Source organism: Lactobacillus sp. N54.MGS-719, assembly GCF_000980505.1.
Classification (GTDB): Bacteria; Bacillota; Bacilli; order Lactobacillales; family Lactobacillaceae; genus Lactobacillus; species Lactobacillus amylovorus.
The window spans coordinates 1-14,668 of sequence record NZ_LARO01000030.1 but is presented as its reverse complement, the minus strand read 5'-3'; the positions used below and the strand labels follow the sequence as shown (position 1 = coordinate 14,668).

14 protein-coding genes and 4 pseudogenes are annotated in these 14,668 nt (G+C 37.4%); 14 read left to right on the top strand and 4 right to left on the bottom strand.

Annotated elements, in window-relative coordinates; all coding sequences use genetic code 11:
- Nucleotides 1–1,194 (top strand): sucrose phosphorylase (gene gtfA, locus WS44_RS06425; protein ID WP_046433741.1); only part of this gene is annotated, 1,194 nt, incomplete at its 5' end.
- Nucleotides 1,195–1,375: 181 nt separating this feature from the next.
- Here gtfA and WS44_RS06420 read toward each other — a convergent pair.
- Nucleotides 1,376–1,854: pseudogene (locus WS44_RS06420) on the bottom strand (transposase); the annotation flags it as partial.
- Between the two features lie 233 nt (nucleotides 1,855–2,087).
- On the opposite strand from WS44_RS06420, the pseudogene WS44_RS06415 reads away from it, so the two are divergent.
- Nucleotides 2,088–3,316, top strand: a pseudogene (locus WS44_RS06415) (ISL3 family transposase).
- Between the two features lie 60 nt (nucleotides 3,317–3,376).
- Here the strand turns inward: WS44_RS06415 and WS44_RS06410 are convergent.
- Nucleotides 3,377–4,582, bottom strand: coding sequence for an MFS transporter (locus WS44_RS06410; RefSeq protein WP_013642249.1), 1,206 nt, complete (start codon nucleotides 4,580–4,582; stop codon nucleotides 3,377–3,379).
- Nucleotides 4,583–4,863: 281 nt separating this feature from the next.
- On the opposite strand from WS44_RS06410, the gene WS44_RS06405 reads away from it, so the two are divergent.
- Entirely contained in the window at nucleotides 4,864–5,844 is a 981-nt protein-coding gene (locus WS44_RS06405; protein WP_231575994.1) for a serine hydrolase domain-containing protein, read from the top strand.
- Between the two features lie 43 nt (nucleotides 5,845–5,887).
- On the opposite strand, the gene WS44_RS06400 is transcribed toward WS44_RS06405, so the two are convergent.
- Complete coding sequence (locus WS44_RS06400) at nucleotides 5,888–6,454, bottom strand: DUF4811 domain-containing protein (protein ID WP_046433738.1); 567 nt, start codon at nucleotides 6,452–6,454, stop codon at nucleotides 5,888–5,890.
- Complete coding sequence (locus WS44_RS06395) at nucleotides 6,454–7,926, bottom strand: MDR family MFS transporter (RefSeq protein ID WP_046433737.1); 1,473 nt, start codon at nucleotides 7,924–7,926, stop codon at nucleotides 6,454–6,456. Before WS44_RS06395 ends, WS44_RS06400 begins: the two co-directional genes overlap by 1 nt.
- A 160-nt stretch (nucleotides 7,927–8,086) precedes the next feature.
- Here WS44_RS06395 and WS44_RS06390 point away from each other — a divergent pair, with 160 nt between their 5' ends.
- The 11 genes and pseudogenes from WS44_RS06390 to WS44_RS10050 all read left to right on the top strand — a co-directional run bounded on the left by WS44_RS06390 (nucleotide 8,087) and on the right by WS44_RS10050 (nucleotide 14,498).
- Nucleotides 8,087–8,527 carry a MerR family transcriptional regulator gene (locus WS44_RS06390; protein WP_013438344.1) on the top strand — a complete coding sequence of 147 codons (441 nt, stop codon included), beginning with the start codon at nucleotides 8,087–8,089 and terminating at the stop codon, nucleotides 8,525–8,527.
- A 153-nt stretch (nucleotides 8,528–8,680) separates the two neighbouring features.
- A pseudogene (locus WS44_RS06385) lies at nucleotides 8,681–9,275 on the top strand (GTP pyrophosphokinase family protein).
- Nucleotides 9,272–9,773 (top strand): annotated as a pseudogene (locus WS44_RS06380) (response regulator transcription factor); the annotation flags it as partial. The pseudogenes WS44_RS06385 and WS44_RS06380, both read left to right, overlap by 4 nt.
- A gap of 102 nt (nucleotides 9,774–9,875) precedes the next feature.
- On the top strand, nucleotides 9,876–10,175 hold the full coding sequence (locus tag WS44_RS06375; protein ID WP_046433732.1) for a hypothetical protein: 300 nt from the start codon (nucleotides 9,876–9,878) through the stop codon (nucleotides 10,173–10,175).
- Nucleotides 10,176–10,222: 47 nt separating this feature from the next.
- Complete coding sequence (locus tag WS44_RS06370; RefSeq protein ID WP_046433730.1) at nucleotides 10,223–11,401, top strand: MFS transporter; 1,179 nt, start codon at nucleotides 10,223–10,225, stop codon at nucleotides 11,399–11,401.
- Between the two features lie 23 nt (nucleotides 11,402–11,424).
- Entirely contained in the window at nucleotides 11,425–11,832 is a 408-nt protein-coding gene (locus WS44_RS06365) for an OsmC family protein (RefSeq protein ID WP_013438340.1), read from the top strand.
- A 16-nt stretch (nucleotides 11,833–11,848) separates the two neighbouring features.
- Nucleotides 11,849–12,556, top strand: a complete 708-nt coding sequence (locus tag WS44_RS06360; RefSeq protein ID WP_046433728.1) for an aldo/keto reductase — start codon at nucleotides 11,849–11,851, stop codon at nucleotides 12,554–12,556.
- Nucleotides 12,557–12,623: 67 nt separating this feature from the next.
- Nucleotides 12,624–13,343, top strand: coding sequence for a hypothetical protein (locus WS44_RS06355; RefSeq protein WP_046433726.1), 720 nt, complete (start codon nucleotides 12,624–12,626; stop codon nucleotides 13,341–13,343).
- A 295-nt stretch (nucleotides 13,344–13,638) separates the two neighbouring features.
- Entirely contained in the window at nucleotides 13,639–14,193 is a 555-nt protein-coding gene (locus WS44_RS10055) for a bacterial Ig-like domain-containing protein (protein WP_288145712.1), read from the top strand.
- Nucleotides 14,157–14,354, top strand: a complete 198-nt coding sequence (locus WS44_RS06345; RefSeq protein WP_046433725.1) for a hypothetical protein — start codon at nucleotides 14,157–14,159, stop codon at nucleotides 14,352–14,354. The genes WS44_RS10055 and WS44_RS06345 overlap by 37 nt, the downstream gene beginning before the upstream one ends.
- Before the next feature lie 9 nt (nucleotides 14,355–14,363).
- On the top strand, nucleotides 14,364–14,498 hold the full coding sequence (locus WS44_RS10050; protein WP_013438334.1) for a hypothetical protein: 135 nt from the start codon (nucleotides 14,364–14,366) through the stop codon (nucleotides 14,496–14,498).
- Nucleotides 14,499–14,668: the final 170 nt, after the last annotated feature.

Here is a 14,668-nt window from a genome sequence, read left to right as displayed (position 1 = left end):
ATGATCAATCATATTTCTAGGCATTCTAAGTATTACGAAGATTTTCAAAAGAATAAGGACAAAAGTTCATATGCAGATATGTTCTTAAGTTGGGATAAGTTTTGGCCAAAAGGTCGTCCAACTAAAGAAGATGTGGACCTAATCTATAAGCGTAAAGATCGTGCTCCATATCAAGAGATTACTTTTGCGGATGGGAGCAAGGAGAAACTTTGGAATACTTTTGGTCCTGAGCAAATCGATTTAGATGTGCGCAAAAAGGTTACGCAAAAGTTTATTAAGGACACGTTGGTTAGCCTAATTAAGCACGGAGCAGATATCATTCGTTTGGATGCTTTTGCTTATGCTGTGAAAAAACTAGATACTAATGACTTCTTTGTAGAACCAGAAATCTGGAATTTGCTTAAGCAGGTACAAGATGATATTGCTGATGAAGGAGCAACGATTTTGCCAGAAATCCATGAGCATTATTCTATGCCGTTCAAGATTTCAAAACATGGCTACTTTATCTACGACTTTGCTCTACCAATGGTTACTCTGTATTCGCTTTATTCAGGTAAATCCAATCGTTTGGCAGCTTGGCTAAAGAAATGTCCAATGAAGCAATTCACTACCTTGGATACTCATGATGGTATTGGCGTAGTTGATGCGCGTGATATTCTTTCTCCAGAAGAGATCGATTACACCAGCCAAGAACTTTATAAAGTTGGTGCTAATGTTAAGAAAAAGTATTCAAGTGCTGAATATCATAATTTGGATATTTATCAAATTAATACTACTTTTTATTCAGCTTTGGGCGATGACGATAAAAGATACTTCATGGCAAGATTATTGCAGGTCTTTGCTCCTGGGATTCCGCAGGTCTACTATGTTGGGATGTTAGCTGGCAAGAATGATATTAAGCTCCTTGAAGAAACTAAAGAGGGGAGAAATATTAATCGTCATTATTACAGCAAAGCTGAAGTTGAACAAGAAATTCAGCGACCTGTTGTTGCCTCTTTGTTGAAACTCTTTACTTTTAGAAACAATGAACCTGCATTTGACTTAAATGGTTCTATTGATATCTCTACCCCTAATGAAAATGAAATCCGTATTGTTCGAATCAATAAAGAACAAAATCATAAAGCAGAATTAACTGCTAACTTACAAGATTTAACTTACCGAGTTTTGGTTAACGGTAAGCAAATCAACTTTTAAAATTATTCCTCAATATTATTTCCTCAAAAGATCATAATCTATAACCTTATTGAAAGACAATGCACATCGCATTGTTTTTTTATTTTATGTTCAAGAAATTTATATTTCTGAAAAAGTTTGATTGTAAGCGTAAAAAACTGAAGTATCTTAAAACCCCACCTTGGCTTGTGCTAAGATGGGGTTAATTATATTCAAAATTTATCTGCAGCTTGCCTGCACTTGCTTTGTCTGTCAGAGTTGATTCATTGGGTAATTTATAGAGTAAATATTTTAGATATTTTTCTGGATCTAAATCATTGCGTTTTGCAGTTTCAATCAAACTAAGAATGATAGAAGATTTGGCTCCGTTAAAACTCTGAGAGAATAACCAGTTCTTGCGCTCAATTACTAGCGTCTTGATTGCCCGTTCAGCTAAATTGTTGGATAAAGCCAGTCGGCCATCTAATAAAACATGCTTGAATGTTGTTTCATGATTCAAAGGGTAAGCAAAGGCTTTTCCCAACTTGGAATTAGGCAGAGTCATTGCTTTATGTTTTGGTTAGATAGGTTTTTCCAGTCTTTTTCTAGGGCAAACATTCTATCGCAATAACGTACGCCTTGATTAGATATTGACTTGTTTGAGGCTTCAGGCGGAACGGCTTCGAAAAATTTTCTTCTGATTTGGTTTCAGTCTTACTCATTAGGATCTTCCTCTCTTTTTTAGATAATTTAAAGCAGAAACGCACGCAAAATCAATAGAAATTGCGGCTCTATAATTTTTCCTGTTGATGACTTATCTCTGTGATAAGCTGTTAACAGGATTTTTTATTGCATAAAAAAGGAGGACATAGTCCTCTCTACAATAAAAAATCCGTTCCACCAAACATTTTATTTGTATAAACAAAGGTATTACTATGTCCTCTTTAAATGATTATATTAGATTTGCTCTTGATATTGAAGCCCACAACATTGTTTTTAAAGATTATTTTTATAAAATTCTCAATGGTACTAAATATAAAATTTATGAGGCTGAGCTCATTCAGCCAGCCTGTCCTTTTTGTGGCTCAGTTAGTCTGATTCATAACGGACACCTTTAATTAGGCTGTTTAAGCAAAGGATCAAATGTCGTGACTGCAGTAAAAGATCCATGGCTCAAAGCAGCTTGATAAATAAATACTGCTGTATCTCTAACACTTCAAAGCTAAAGATCCTTAGTGCCTTAACTGAGAATCGTTCAATGACTAGTATTGCTCGCGAGCACAATACTTCAGTTAATACAGTTCAAAGGGTACTGGCATCTTGCTCTCATCGCTTTATTGACGGCTATGACTATTTGCCTGAACATCTTGCTTTTGATGAGTTTAAGGGAGTAGACAGAAAGCTTCATTTTATCTGCTTAAATGGCGAAACTCATGAAATAGTCCAAATTCTCAGAAACAGGTTCAAGAAGAATCTATTAAAATACTTTGGCAAGTTTACGCTTAAAGCTAGAGCCAACGTTAAGACCGTAACCATGGATCTTAACTTCTATTACCAGGATATCATTAGAGCATGTTTCCCTAATGCTCAGATTATTATTGATCGCTTCCACATGGTGCAGATGCTTACCAGATCTCTAAATTCTCTAAGAGTAGCTGTTATGAAGAAGTTTAAAAAAGGCACCAGAGAATACAGCCTGCTCAAATCTCCTTGGAAGCTATATCTTAAGAAGTTTGATGATTTAGAAAAGATCCATCCCAGATACAACTGGCATTACAAGGATTCGCTTACTCAAGAACAAATCGTCATGGAAGGCATTGAATGTGACGACACTCTAACTAACTCCTACAACTTGTTGCAGGCCTTCTTTACGGCACTTGATAAACATGATACTAAAGCTATGAAAGATATCATCTACTCTAAAGAAAAGGTTGGACCTTTAATGCATAGGACGCTTTTAACCTTTAGGCATAACCTAAAAGCCGTTCTAAACGGTGCTAGTCTGCCTTATTCCAATGGCTGTCTTGAAGGCTTCAACCGCAAGATAAAACAAATCGAAAGAACTGCTTACGGCTACTCTAACTTTATCAATCTCTTAACTAGAATCAGACTGGAAGAAAACAAGGTAAAAGAAAAAGGACCAAGCAATTTATTAATTGCTTAATCCTCATCTTTTACTCTTCATCAACAGGATTTCTTGACAAAGAGCCGGTTTTATTTTGCTTTATGCCTTTTTTCTTAAGGTAATAAAGATTGCGATAAAACTTAGAATATAGGCAATTACGTTAATTGTCCATCCTAAGTTGTAAGAATGGGTTTGGTCGAAGAATAGACCTACCAAGTATACTGATAGCGACATTGCGAATGCTCCCAGCATGTTGATTACGGACAAAATATTACTATAATCTTTTTCGCCAAATTGCTTTTGGATTAAGTATGGTAGAGCCACTAGGCAGACACCTTGACCTAAACCAAGAATAAAAGCAGAGATAGTCAGCAGGGTACTGTTAGTCAAGAAGATTTGGCCACTCCAACCTAAAATGCCAAAAAGTGAGTAGACCAACAATACTAAAATTGGACTTAATTTATCCAAGAAATAACCAATGGAAATTTTACCAACAGCTGCACCGATCATTACACCGGATACCACACTAGCTGCTAAAACTGGTGAAATTCCTAAATTAGTAATGTGGCCTGAAATATGCTGAACGCTTCCCGACACAAATTGCAAAGCTAACATCGCAAAGGCTAAGGCATAAAAGACTGGTTGATGAAGTGCTTCTTTAAGCGTAATGCCGTTTAAGAGTGAATTTGATTCAGACTTAGTCGTTGTGCCGTAAGCAGGGTGCTTTTCATCAGGGTTAGGTCTAATTGAAGCAGCAAGTGGCATTAAGATCAAGCCAATTAAAAGACCTTCTGCGATAAAGCCGCCACGCCAGCCGAATTTAGTAATGATATCTGCGATAATCGGGTTAAAAATGGTTCCACCGAATGCGGATAGGCCCAGAGAAATACCCATTACTGTGCCGAGTTTTTGGTTAAACCAATTACTTAAAAGAACGGGAATTGATAAAGTAATTGCAATTGGCTGACAAATACCAATGATGATCCAAGCAATGTAAAAATGCGTTAAGCTGTGAGCTGCAGCGAGCGTTAACATACTGATGGCGATTATGCTGAAACATGCAGTTAGTAACCAGCGCAAGTTTACTTTCTTCATAACTTTTCCTGCAAAAAGGAGTGAAATAGCGGCAGCTGCGTTCTGCAGGGTAGTCATCAAGGCTACGCTGGCACGGCCAACATGAAATTCCTGGCTGATCGGCCCAAAGAACAGACCGATAGTATTAACAATCAGGCCAAAGCCAATCATTGAAATAAAACAACAAACAATAAAAATCGCCCAAGGAGTGATGGTTCTTTTTTGGGTCACTTTCTTTCCCACTTTCTAAATTGAAAAATTATAATTAATATTGTATCGAATTTTTTCATTAGAATAGGTTAAGGATTTTTAAAATATTATTTTTGGCTTATTTATAGATTGACTTTGGCTTTTTCGAGGGTGATTTTTGCAGGAATAGTAAAAATTAACGCCTCTTTTTTGCTGTAACATGTATACTAAACATATAAAAAGTCTTGAGTGGAAGGGAAAAAATCATGCGTTGGAGAAGAATTTTACTAGGTGGAGTTTTGGCAATCGGTGTTGTCACAGCGATGTTTACTTGGTCGGTAGATAGGGTAGAGACCGGCGATAAGGATCTGCCCACGCAGGTTAAGGACTACATGAAGTGGCACCACATCAATGGTGTAGCCCTGGTTAGCGGTAAAAAAGGCCAGCCCGTTGTGGTGAAAAACAAAGAAACTTCGAATAAAGAAAAAGTGGTCGAAGCTAATCGCTTGTTTCCAATTGCTTCTTTGCAAAAGATCATGACTGGGACTGCTATTTATAAATTAAAGCAAACAGGCCAACTTGATTGGAATACGTCGCTATCCACGTATTATCCTCAAATTCCGGGTAGCAAGAGCATAACGATCCGTGAATTGCTCAACCACACTAGTGGTTTAATCAATAATGCCCGGCCAGATTCGCCGCTAAAAGGTGAAAAGGAGCAGACTGCTTTCATGCTCAAGCACATCAAGTACGACCACCTTCACACTTGGGACTATCAAGACATTGACTATGAATTGTTAGCAGCAATTATTAGTAAGCAGACGCATCTGAGCTACAATGACTATATTAAACAGACTTTTGCGGGGCCACTTAACCTTAGACAAATTAAGGATTTTTCTGAGGTTGCCAAAAATGAGGTGCCTCAGCCTGTAAATAATGTTAGCTGGCATGAGGTTACAGTAACTACGTCTTCTGATTTTGGAGCAGGGAACTTATTCATGTCGCCAAAAGATTATTGGAAGTTTATAAATCAGGCAGTGCTAAAGAATCCTAAGATGATCAATACTTTTTCTCAACAGACTCAGCATGAAGAGGTGGCCTATTTTGGCGGCGTATATTTCCATAATAATGTGATCGCCGGCAATGGAAGCATCCCCGGTTATAATTCGTGCTTTATCGCCAATTACAAGACGAATGAAACGGTTATGATGTTTTCTAATAATATCGATTATTGGGATTTGAAAGAAGATTCGGATTACATTTTGCATCATTATGTTGGCTATCGCCCAGAGTTTAGATTTTAGTATAGAAAAAACGCAGTTCCAATTAAGGAATTGCGCTTTTTGTTTACTTTTTCATTTGCTGCATCTTCTTCATCATCGCAGCACGTTTAGCCATTTGCTTTTGCAAAGACTTAGCTTGCTTAATTGATAAAACCTTCCAATTCTTTGGCACATTGAAAGTATATTCACGATGCTTCAACTCATTATTGTGACCAAACCAGCCAAACAAGAATTGATTCCAGCCATTACTGAAAACGTAGCGTTCAGTCTTGATTGTCATTGAAGGCTTAGCTGCAGTTTTCATACTAGCGTGAGTTTTATCGGTTTTAATTGGGGTAGGCTTCTTATCTGTATTTTTTGTTTTATATAAATAGATCTTTTCTGTTCCGTTGCCAAGTGGTTGGTATAAAAGAACTGGCAATTGCGGGGATGTAGAAGAGACCAATTCTTTTTTAACAGTGGTAGTTTGGGTCTTCATACCATAGTGATTGTAGTCGTGAGCTACGATTCCAGCGATACTCAATACTGCGATGAGTAGTGAAATAATCGCAAGCGGCATATAACCCTTTTTAGGAATTACATTGAAATAGATAAAGGCAATAACTGCCAGAATTAAGATAATTAAAATCATTAGCTGTCCACCTTCTCTGAACGTTCACGTGCACGATTACCTTTCTTCAAGAAGAATGAAAGAACTAAGGCGATCAATGCAAAGAGAATACTAATTGCAAATGAGGCATGGAAACCATCAAGTGTCGCATTAATTGCACCATTCTTATATTGAAGTGGCAACGTCTTAAGCATTGACTTGGCTGGCATATTGTTGTTAGTAGTTGTAGTCAATACTGAAACAAGGATGGCAGTACCAATTGATGATAATACCTGTCTAAAGGTGTTGTTAACGGCGGTACCGTGAGAAATCTTATCTAATGGAAGTGAGTTCATCCCTGAAGTAGTAACGTTCATCATAACCAGAGCAACACCAACCATTCTGATTGCGTAGAGAATAATAATCATTAAGAATGAACTATTCTCAGTTAAAAATACGAATGGAATAGTTCCCAAAGTAAGAAGTGCCATACCAGTAATGGCCATTTTTCTTGCACCATAACGGTCAAAGATTCGACCAGTAATTGGTGACATAATCCCAATCATCAAAGCACCTGGAAGTAAGATCAAGCCAGAGTGAAATGCGGATTCACCACGTAAGTTTTGAATATAAAGTGGTAAAACCATTTCGATTCCAACCATGGCTAGGTTAGTAACACCTGAAAGAATAGCAGCAAGTGAGAATTCGAAGTGCTTGAATACTCTAATATCAAGAAATGGATCATCCATCTTCAATTGGCGAATACCAAAGAGAATTACGAAGATGATACCGACAAAAATAAAGGCTAAAATTTCAGGATTTGTCCAACCTTTATTACCAGCTTCTGAAAAACCATATAGTAGAGAACCGAATCCGATAGTTGAAGTGGCAACTGAAAAGACATCGATTTTTTCATCCTTAGTTGGCAAAACGTCTTTTACTAAAAAGGCAGCAAGGATTACAACAATTCCGGCAATTGGAGCAATAATGCTGAAAAGGTAACGCCAGGAAAGATTGTCGACTACCCAACCAGATAATGTTGGCCCAATAGCTGGAGCTAGGCCAATAACGATGCCGACTGTCCCCATGGCGGCCCCACGTTTATTAGCTGGGAAGATTGAAAGCATGATTGTCTGAAGCAGTGGCATGGTGACCCCAACACCTAGACCTTGAATAATTCTCCCTGCTAAAAGTGTCTGAAAGTTAGGTGCAATAGCAGCAATTACCGTTCCAATGAAGAAGGTTGACATTGCTGAAAGGTACATCTTTCTAGAGCCGAAGCGATTGATTAGCCAAGCAGAAATAGGAATCATTACCCCATTTACTAATAAGAAAGCGGTAGAAAGCCATTCTGCAGTAGCAGTACTAATCTTGAAGTCTCTCATAATAGAAGGTAAAGCAGTCGACAAAAGCGTACCATTCAATACCGTACAAAATGAGCCGATGATCAATACTAGTACTAATAAGTTACGATTGTATTGTTTTTCATGAATATCGACAGGTTGTTTATTCATGTTCATCCCCCTTTTTGTGAAAATTAAGTTCGGTAACTAATATAAGCCTAAAAAATATCAATGTCAAATAATCTTACACGAGTGATATAAAATATGACACTAAAGTTGAAAAATCTAACATAAATTAATATAATTGTGATAATTAGTGAGGCTGATAAATATGGAAAATGTAAAGAAAAAGAAATTACATCAACTTTTTGAAAATCTAGAAATAGGTATAGGCGGCGTAAGTAGCAGCTTGGGCGTATCGCAGCGTCAACTTAGATATTGGGAGAAAAAGGGCTATATCAAGCCAATCAATGAAGGTTCTGGCGTGCGGCATTACAGTTTGGCAACAGTTTATTTGATTGCTTTTATTAAAGATCAACTTGATGCAGGTTATACCCTAGAAGCAGCTTTCAAGAAGTCAAAAGAAATCCGGATTAAAAGTAAGATTGCTCGCAAATTATTGCGCAATGCTTTTGATGATATTGAAGTAACTGATGAGGCCAAAGGTTACGGTAAAATTGAAATGGGGACAATAAAAGTTGGAGATAAAAATGCTGAAGTAGTCGGGATTGTCGATGAAGATGGCAGCCATTTTGAATTGAAGGAAGAATAAAAGACATCTATCAATGAAATTCATTGGTAGGTGTCTTTTTTGCAATTTTAAAAGATTTTTATAGAAAATTATGATTTGCTAATAATCCCATGACCTTCAAAGAAAAGTCAAAAAGCATTGTTATAATAATAGAAACGAAAGAAGGGACTAATGTTGAATATTTACGGAAAATACGCCCCCCACACTGGATAAGATACTTAACCAGTTAATGAATCGTTTTGATGAATTAAACAACAATTACCAAAAAGTTCATCATGAGCGTTTATATGAACACTTAAATGGCCGTGTAAAAAGTGAAGCTAGTATGGAAGAAAAATGTACCAGAAAGCATTATCTATTTACTGCACACTCGGCTTTGCGTGAAGTGCGTGACAGTATCGGCTTGCGTGTTGTCTGCAACTTTATTGATGACATTTATACCTGTATTGACTACATCAAGAGTTGGGATGATGTAAATGTTTATAACGAAAAAGACTATATTACTAACGCTAAGCCTAATGGTTATCGTTCATATCATATGATTCTTGAAATTACCGTACCCGACGAAGATGTCGACGGCAATATTCCAGGTCATTATTTTGTTGAAGTGCAGCTAAGAACAATTGCCATGGACACTTGGGCAAGTCTTGAACATGAAATGAAATATAAACATCAGATCAAGAATCCTGAGATGATCGGGAAAGAATTAAAACGAGTAGCTGACGAGCTTGCTTCTTGTGATGTAAGCATGCAGACGATTCGTCAGTAATGGACGGTATTACTGCGCTGAAGAAGATCAGAGAAAGCGACGATAAGACTTATATTTTGATGCTTACCGCTAAAGCCGAAGTTGACGACCGCGTAACTGGCCTTGATAGTGGTGCCGATGACTATATTACTAAGCCATTTTCATTAAAAGAGCTCCTTGCGAGATTGTGTTCAAAAGAACGGCGCGAAGATGATTACACTCCTAATTTATTGACTGTGGGGGATGTAACACTTAACGTTGAACAACAAAACCTGGCCAGTCATAATTCCATTCAATTAAGCGGCCCTGAGACCCAATTGATGAATTATTTTTTTGCTAAATGAAAATAAAGAATTATCAACCGAAGATATTTTTAATCGCGTTTGGAAGAACGACGAAGATGCCAATCCAGAAGTAGTCTGGGTTTATGTTTCATATTTACGCCAAAAACTGCGGTCAATCGGTAGCACAGTTAAAATTGAAGGCGAAAAAGGTGGTAGTTATGAATTAGTTAAGTAGGTGATTAGATAATTCAAAAATTCCGTTGGAAGTTCATCGGGACTTCCATTGCTGCATTGCTACTGGTTTTGTTAATCACTCTGGGCGGTCTTGTCGGGATCAGTGGATGCGTCACACCGTGTGACCGTAGTTAACGATAATAATGTTTATCAGGTTAACAGTACGAAAATTAAAAGCATTACAAGAAAGGCTTTATCTGACCATCAAGATTCAGGCAGCGTAGATGTAGGTCGAAATCAATATGCTTACAGGGTTGCCAAAAACTCCGTTGGTCAAACAATGGTCGTATTTTTAAACGAAACGCTAATTTACAACCGTTTCTGGCTGTTATTTAGAGTGGCCGTGGTACTGGGGATCGGTTCACTGATCGTCTTTGCCGTAGTTTTGAAGATTGCTAAATAGGTTTTGCCAATAGCTGTATAATTAAGCTAAAGAAATGGGGCATTAATTTGGCAAAGAAAAAATCTATTTATACCAAAGATGTTGTATTAGTGATGGCAGCATCTTTCTTCTTTATGTTTAGTACGATGTTCGTTAATCCGTTGATCAATGGCTATGCCAAGAACTTAGGGGCAAGCAGCGCCTTTGCCGGTGTAATCGTAGGTATTATGAGCGTTGCCGCAATGTTTTTGCGTCCTATTGCCGGCAATTTGACAGATAAGTTTTCAAAATATCGTCTATCTTTTATTGGCGGTGTTTTGATTTTAATTGGTGTATTAGGCTATGTCTTTACGCCATCAAGTGCTTGGCTGCTTTTATTCAGATTGATCAATGGTACCGGCTATGTTTTGTGTACCGTTTGTATGACAACTTGGCTGGCATTCTTGGTGCCGCGGCAGCACGTGGGCGAAGCAATGGGCTTTTATGGTTTGATGAATGCCTTAGCCATGGCTTTGGCACCGGCATTATCGATTAATATTTATCAAAAAATCGGTTATCGTGAGAGCTTGATCGCCTCGGCTATTTCCGCATTATTAATGGTAATAGCTATCCAATTCGTGGGTGATCATGCCAAGCCAATTGTTAAAGATAAAAGCAAGATGCCTAAAAAGCATTTCAAGATTATTCAGATGAATGTTTTACCGGTAGCGATTTTGACTACCTTGTTTGCGACACCATATTTTGTAACGCAGGCAGATCTCGTTACCTATGTTGAACAAAAGCATTTGTCTGTTGCCGTAGGATCATATTTCTTGATCTATGCGGTAGTACTACTGATCATCAGAATTGGGTTGAAACGCTATTTTGATACTGTTCGCTTCGGTGTTTGGTTCTGGATTAGCTTAATCTCAACTATCGCATATATCAGCTTATTAGCCATGATGAACAATAATTGGCAAATGGCTTTAGCCGCAGTCGGAATGGCAATGGGCTATGGCATTATTTATTCAGTTTTACAATCAACCTCACTTTTACTTGCTCCGATTGAGGAACAAGGTTTAGCTAGTTCTACCTTTTATTTAGGACTTGATATTGCGATGGCCTTTGGCCCAATGCTAAGCGGAGTAGTTGATAGCGTGTTGCCAATTGAATGGTTTTATCCAGTAGAACTAGTATTGATTCCATTCATGCTGCTAGTTTACTTTATCTGGCGCAAACGTTTAAACGAAGCAATTGACCACCATTAATTTACGAAGAAAGGATCAACATTATGAGTGAATATTTAGTAAAGTCCAAGCTTGAAGACACAGAATGGCAAATTGCTAACCAGGCCCGTGAGCATGAATTTATCTGTGATGACAACGATAAGGAACATGATAAGGGCCCTAACCCGGTCGAATATCTATGTGGTAGCGTAAATTCCTGCATCGTAATGTCCGCAGGAATGGTCGCTAAGTCACATGGTTTAGACGTGAAAAATTTTCGTGTAGAAAATAATGCTAAAACTGAAAATCTAGGTCACGGCAAATCCGTCGTAACTGAAATGAACATAAAAGTCTTCTTTGACTCAGAAATGTCAAAGGATGAGAAGGAGAAGTTTTTAGCTCATACTTTGCATGTCTCAACTGTTTATCAAACTGTCAAAGAAGCTATCAAAATTTATGTTGAATTAGCTTAAGGAGAGAAATGATTTAATGTCATTATTAGATGAAGCAGTTGTTTTGAATGATGGTAGCTTGATGCCAAAAGTTGGCGTCACTGTTACCAGTGATGGAGATGTCGCAAGGGCAATGAAGGCAGGCTATCGTTTGCTTAATTGCACTGCGGATGAAAAAATCGATTTTAAAAATCTGAGTCCACAAACTTACGTGGAAATTCAGGTTTCTGAAAAAGTTAATACGCGTGAAGAGATACGTAATAATTTGAAAGAAATCAGAAATAATCTAGTTGCTAAACATGCCGATTTGGCTATGCTTCGCTTAAGTGATGACGCCGAACGTAATAATCAACTTTGGCAAGAATTAGAACAAGTTAAAATCCAAGGTTGGCTCAAGAATATTGGTGTAACCAATGCTAATGGTGATACCTTGGCTGCTATTTTGAAAGCACCTAAGATTAAGCCCAGCGTAATTCATTTGGATTACGAAGATGGATCTTTAATCAAATTAGCTAGAGAAAACAAGATGCAAGTGGAACTTTCGGTTGCAGGCGATATTGATGCATTGGCCGAAATCGCCGGCCATTATGGTACAAGCACGATGGAATTAGTTTTGCGTTACTTTGCCCAAAAGAGAATTGTGCCAATTGTTCAAGCAGATGATATCGTTGAAAATCCGCAAACTGACTTTACGATTGCCCCAGAAGATATGGGAACAATCGGCCAGCTCTTTGCGGGGAAGTAATTAATGCAATTTCCTAAATAATGTTATAATCAAATTATAAGAGTTTTGTTTTTAGGAGATTTTATAAATGAAAACTAAAAAATTATTTACTTCATTAGCAGCTGCTGTGATGCTTTCAGCAGGTCTTGCTGGTACTGGCATGGCAATGGGTCAACCAGTTCATGCCGCAGGCACCACTCAATCTTCAAATACTAAGACTGGTACTGTTAATGTAAAACGTAGAACTGTTTCAGCTACTGTAAATAGTGATAATCCAAAGCTTGTTGTCGTAGCTAAGGATCAAACCAATCCAGACCAAATTGATTCAAATTATACTAAGGGTCAAACCATTAATGTTTTATGGTCAACTGAAGCTAAGCAAGGCGACAAGACCGTCACTTTGTACTACATTGAAAATAGAACAATCAATGGTAAAGACAGCTTTGTCTTCATTCCATCAACTGATGTAACTACTTCAGGCAATGTTCCAACTGAATCAGCCTTTGTTGAACAAGCAAGAAGCTTGCAATACATTACTGTAACCCCTAAGTCAAAGAAGGGTGCTAAGATCTACTACGCTTACAAGAAGAGTAAGAAGTCAAAGAAGATTACCTTCGCTGCAAGCAAGAAGACTATTAAGTATGGCAAGAAGTACAAGTCATCAATGATTGTTAAGAACGGTAAGACTAGATACGTTTACATTGGCAAGAAGAGATACGTAAAGCAATCAGCATTGAAGATTGTTAGTGCTAAGTTTGCTCCACTTAACTTACCAGATGATCTTAAGAATTTGATCGTTGAAAACTAGAATTTATTAATAAAATGAAAGGGCGCTACGAAAGTAGCGTCTTTTTTATATTTTAAAAACTTAATAGTGTTATTATTTGCATCTTATATAAATTAATATATTAACAAAAATTAAAATGCTACCGCTTACAAGCTTAGCATAAATCAGTATAAAGAATTACAATGTTAGTCGTGCTATCAAGTTAAAAGTAGGGGAGTAGAAAATAGATATGGAAAAGAAATGGAGCATTTCTTTTATTTTAGCGTATCTTCTAACATTGTTTGTTATTAAACCATAATCAGTTGCAGCTAAGGAATTGAGTCCTTTCCAAACAAAGATGATTGGTAATGGTAATTTCGGGATTTGCCAAAGACTTACACGTAGAGGACCTGCATGTTGGATCGATGGTCACAGAGCTGGCTGGGTAAATCAACGCGCTTTTTTGAGAAATAAGATCTCAGTTGCTCATGACATCAGCTTGGTAAAGAATCCAAATTATGATTTTCCAACTAGGGATGCCATCAACTTTGCTACAGATAAGTCAGGTACTGTAATTAAACCATGTAAGGTGAATGTTTCAGAAGATAAGATCACTACTAATGAAGCAGGTTTATATCCAGTAACTTATTCTTACGGTAAGGCCAAGGCTCATGTTACTGTTGAAGTAAGATCAGATGATAACGAAGGTATTGTCAAGGCAGACAAGACGCCACGACCTGGTGCAGGAAGTGCTACTAGTTGGTTTAAACACTTCAAGACTTCAGGTCACTGGGGCAAGAGCTTCGCACCAGAAACTAAGTCACACATCTTTTTAATAACTCACCAGTTCAAGGTATGGCTTACGATAAAAAGAGAAAGCAAATTTATTTAGCTTTCAATGATTATTTGTTTAAATTAAATAGAAAGGGTCGTGTGTTGGATACTGGCTCTTTCCATACTGGTCGTGAATTTGAAGGTATCTGCGTCAATGGTAATCAATTCTATGCAGAACTTGCTCAACGCCCAGAATTATTGAGACAAAGAATCAAGTAGGTGATCCAGATGAAAAAGACTACTAAGTTAGGCATGAGTGCATTGCTGATTAGTTTATTCGCTTTATTTGTTGGTAAAAAGCTCGACGACGAAGTGAATAAAGATGACGAAAATCAAGATCGTGGCGTTGGTCCATTAGATTAAGTTGAAAGAATCAAATCAATCATTTTGATGGTTTGTAGTGACCCTCGAAATTCGGACATGAATCTCGAGGGTTTTTCTACGTAAAGTCAAGCATAATAAGAAGTTTGGCTTCATTTTTTATTTAAATTTCAACTTAAATATCTTTTAGTGTCGATTTATTTTTTTAGTTA

Bases quoted from the DNA above. Each gene is read 5' to 3' on its own strand.
- WS44_RS06395 (WP_046433737.1), bottom strand. From the start codon at position 7,926: ATGAATAAACAACCTGTCGATATTCATGAAAAACAATACAATCGTAAC.
- WS44_RS06365 (WP_013438340.1), top strand. From the start codon at position 11,425: ATGAGTGAATATTTAGTAAAGTCCAAGCTTGAAGACACAGAATGGCAA.
- WS44_RS06360 (WP_046433728.1), top strand. From the start codon at position 11,849: ATGTCATTATTAGATGAAGCAGTTGTTTTGAATGATGGTAGCTTGATG.
- WS44_RS10050 (WP_013438334.1), top strand. From the start codon at position 14,364: ATGAAAAAGACTACTAAGTTAGGCATGAGTGCATTGCTGATTAGTTTA.
- WS44_RS06400 (WP_046433738.1), bottom strand. From the start codon at position 6,454: ATGATTTTAATTATCTTAATTCTGGCAGTTATTGCCTTTATCTATTTC.
- WS44_RS06390 (WP_013438344.1), top strand. From the start codon at position 8,087: ATGGAAAATGTAAAGAAAAAGAAATTACATCAACTTTTTGAAAATCTA.
- WS44_RS06345 (WP_046433725.1), top strand. From the start codon at position 14,157: ATGGCTTACGATAAAAAGAGAAAGCAAATTTATTTAGCTTTCAATGAT.
- WS44_RS06355 (WP_046433726.1), top strand. From the start codon at position 12,624: ATGAAAACTAAAAAATTATTTACTTCATTAGCAGCTGCTGTGATGCTT.
- WS44_RS06405 (WP_231575994.1), top strand. From the start codon at position 4,864: ATGTTTACTTGGTCGGTAGATAGGGTAGAGACCGGCGATAAGGATCTG.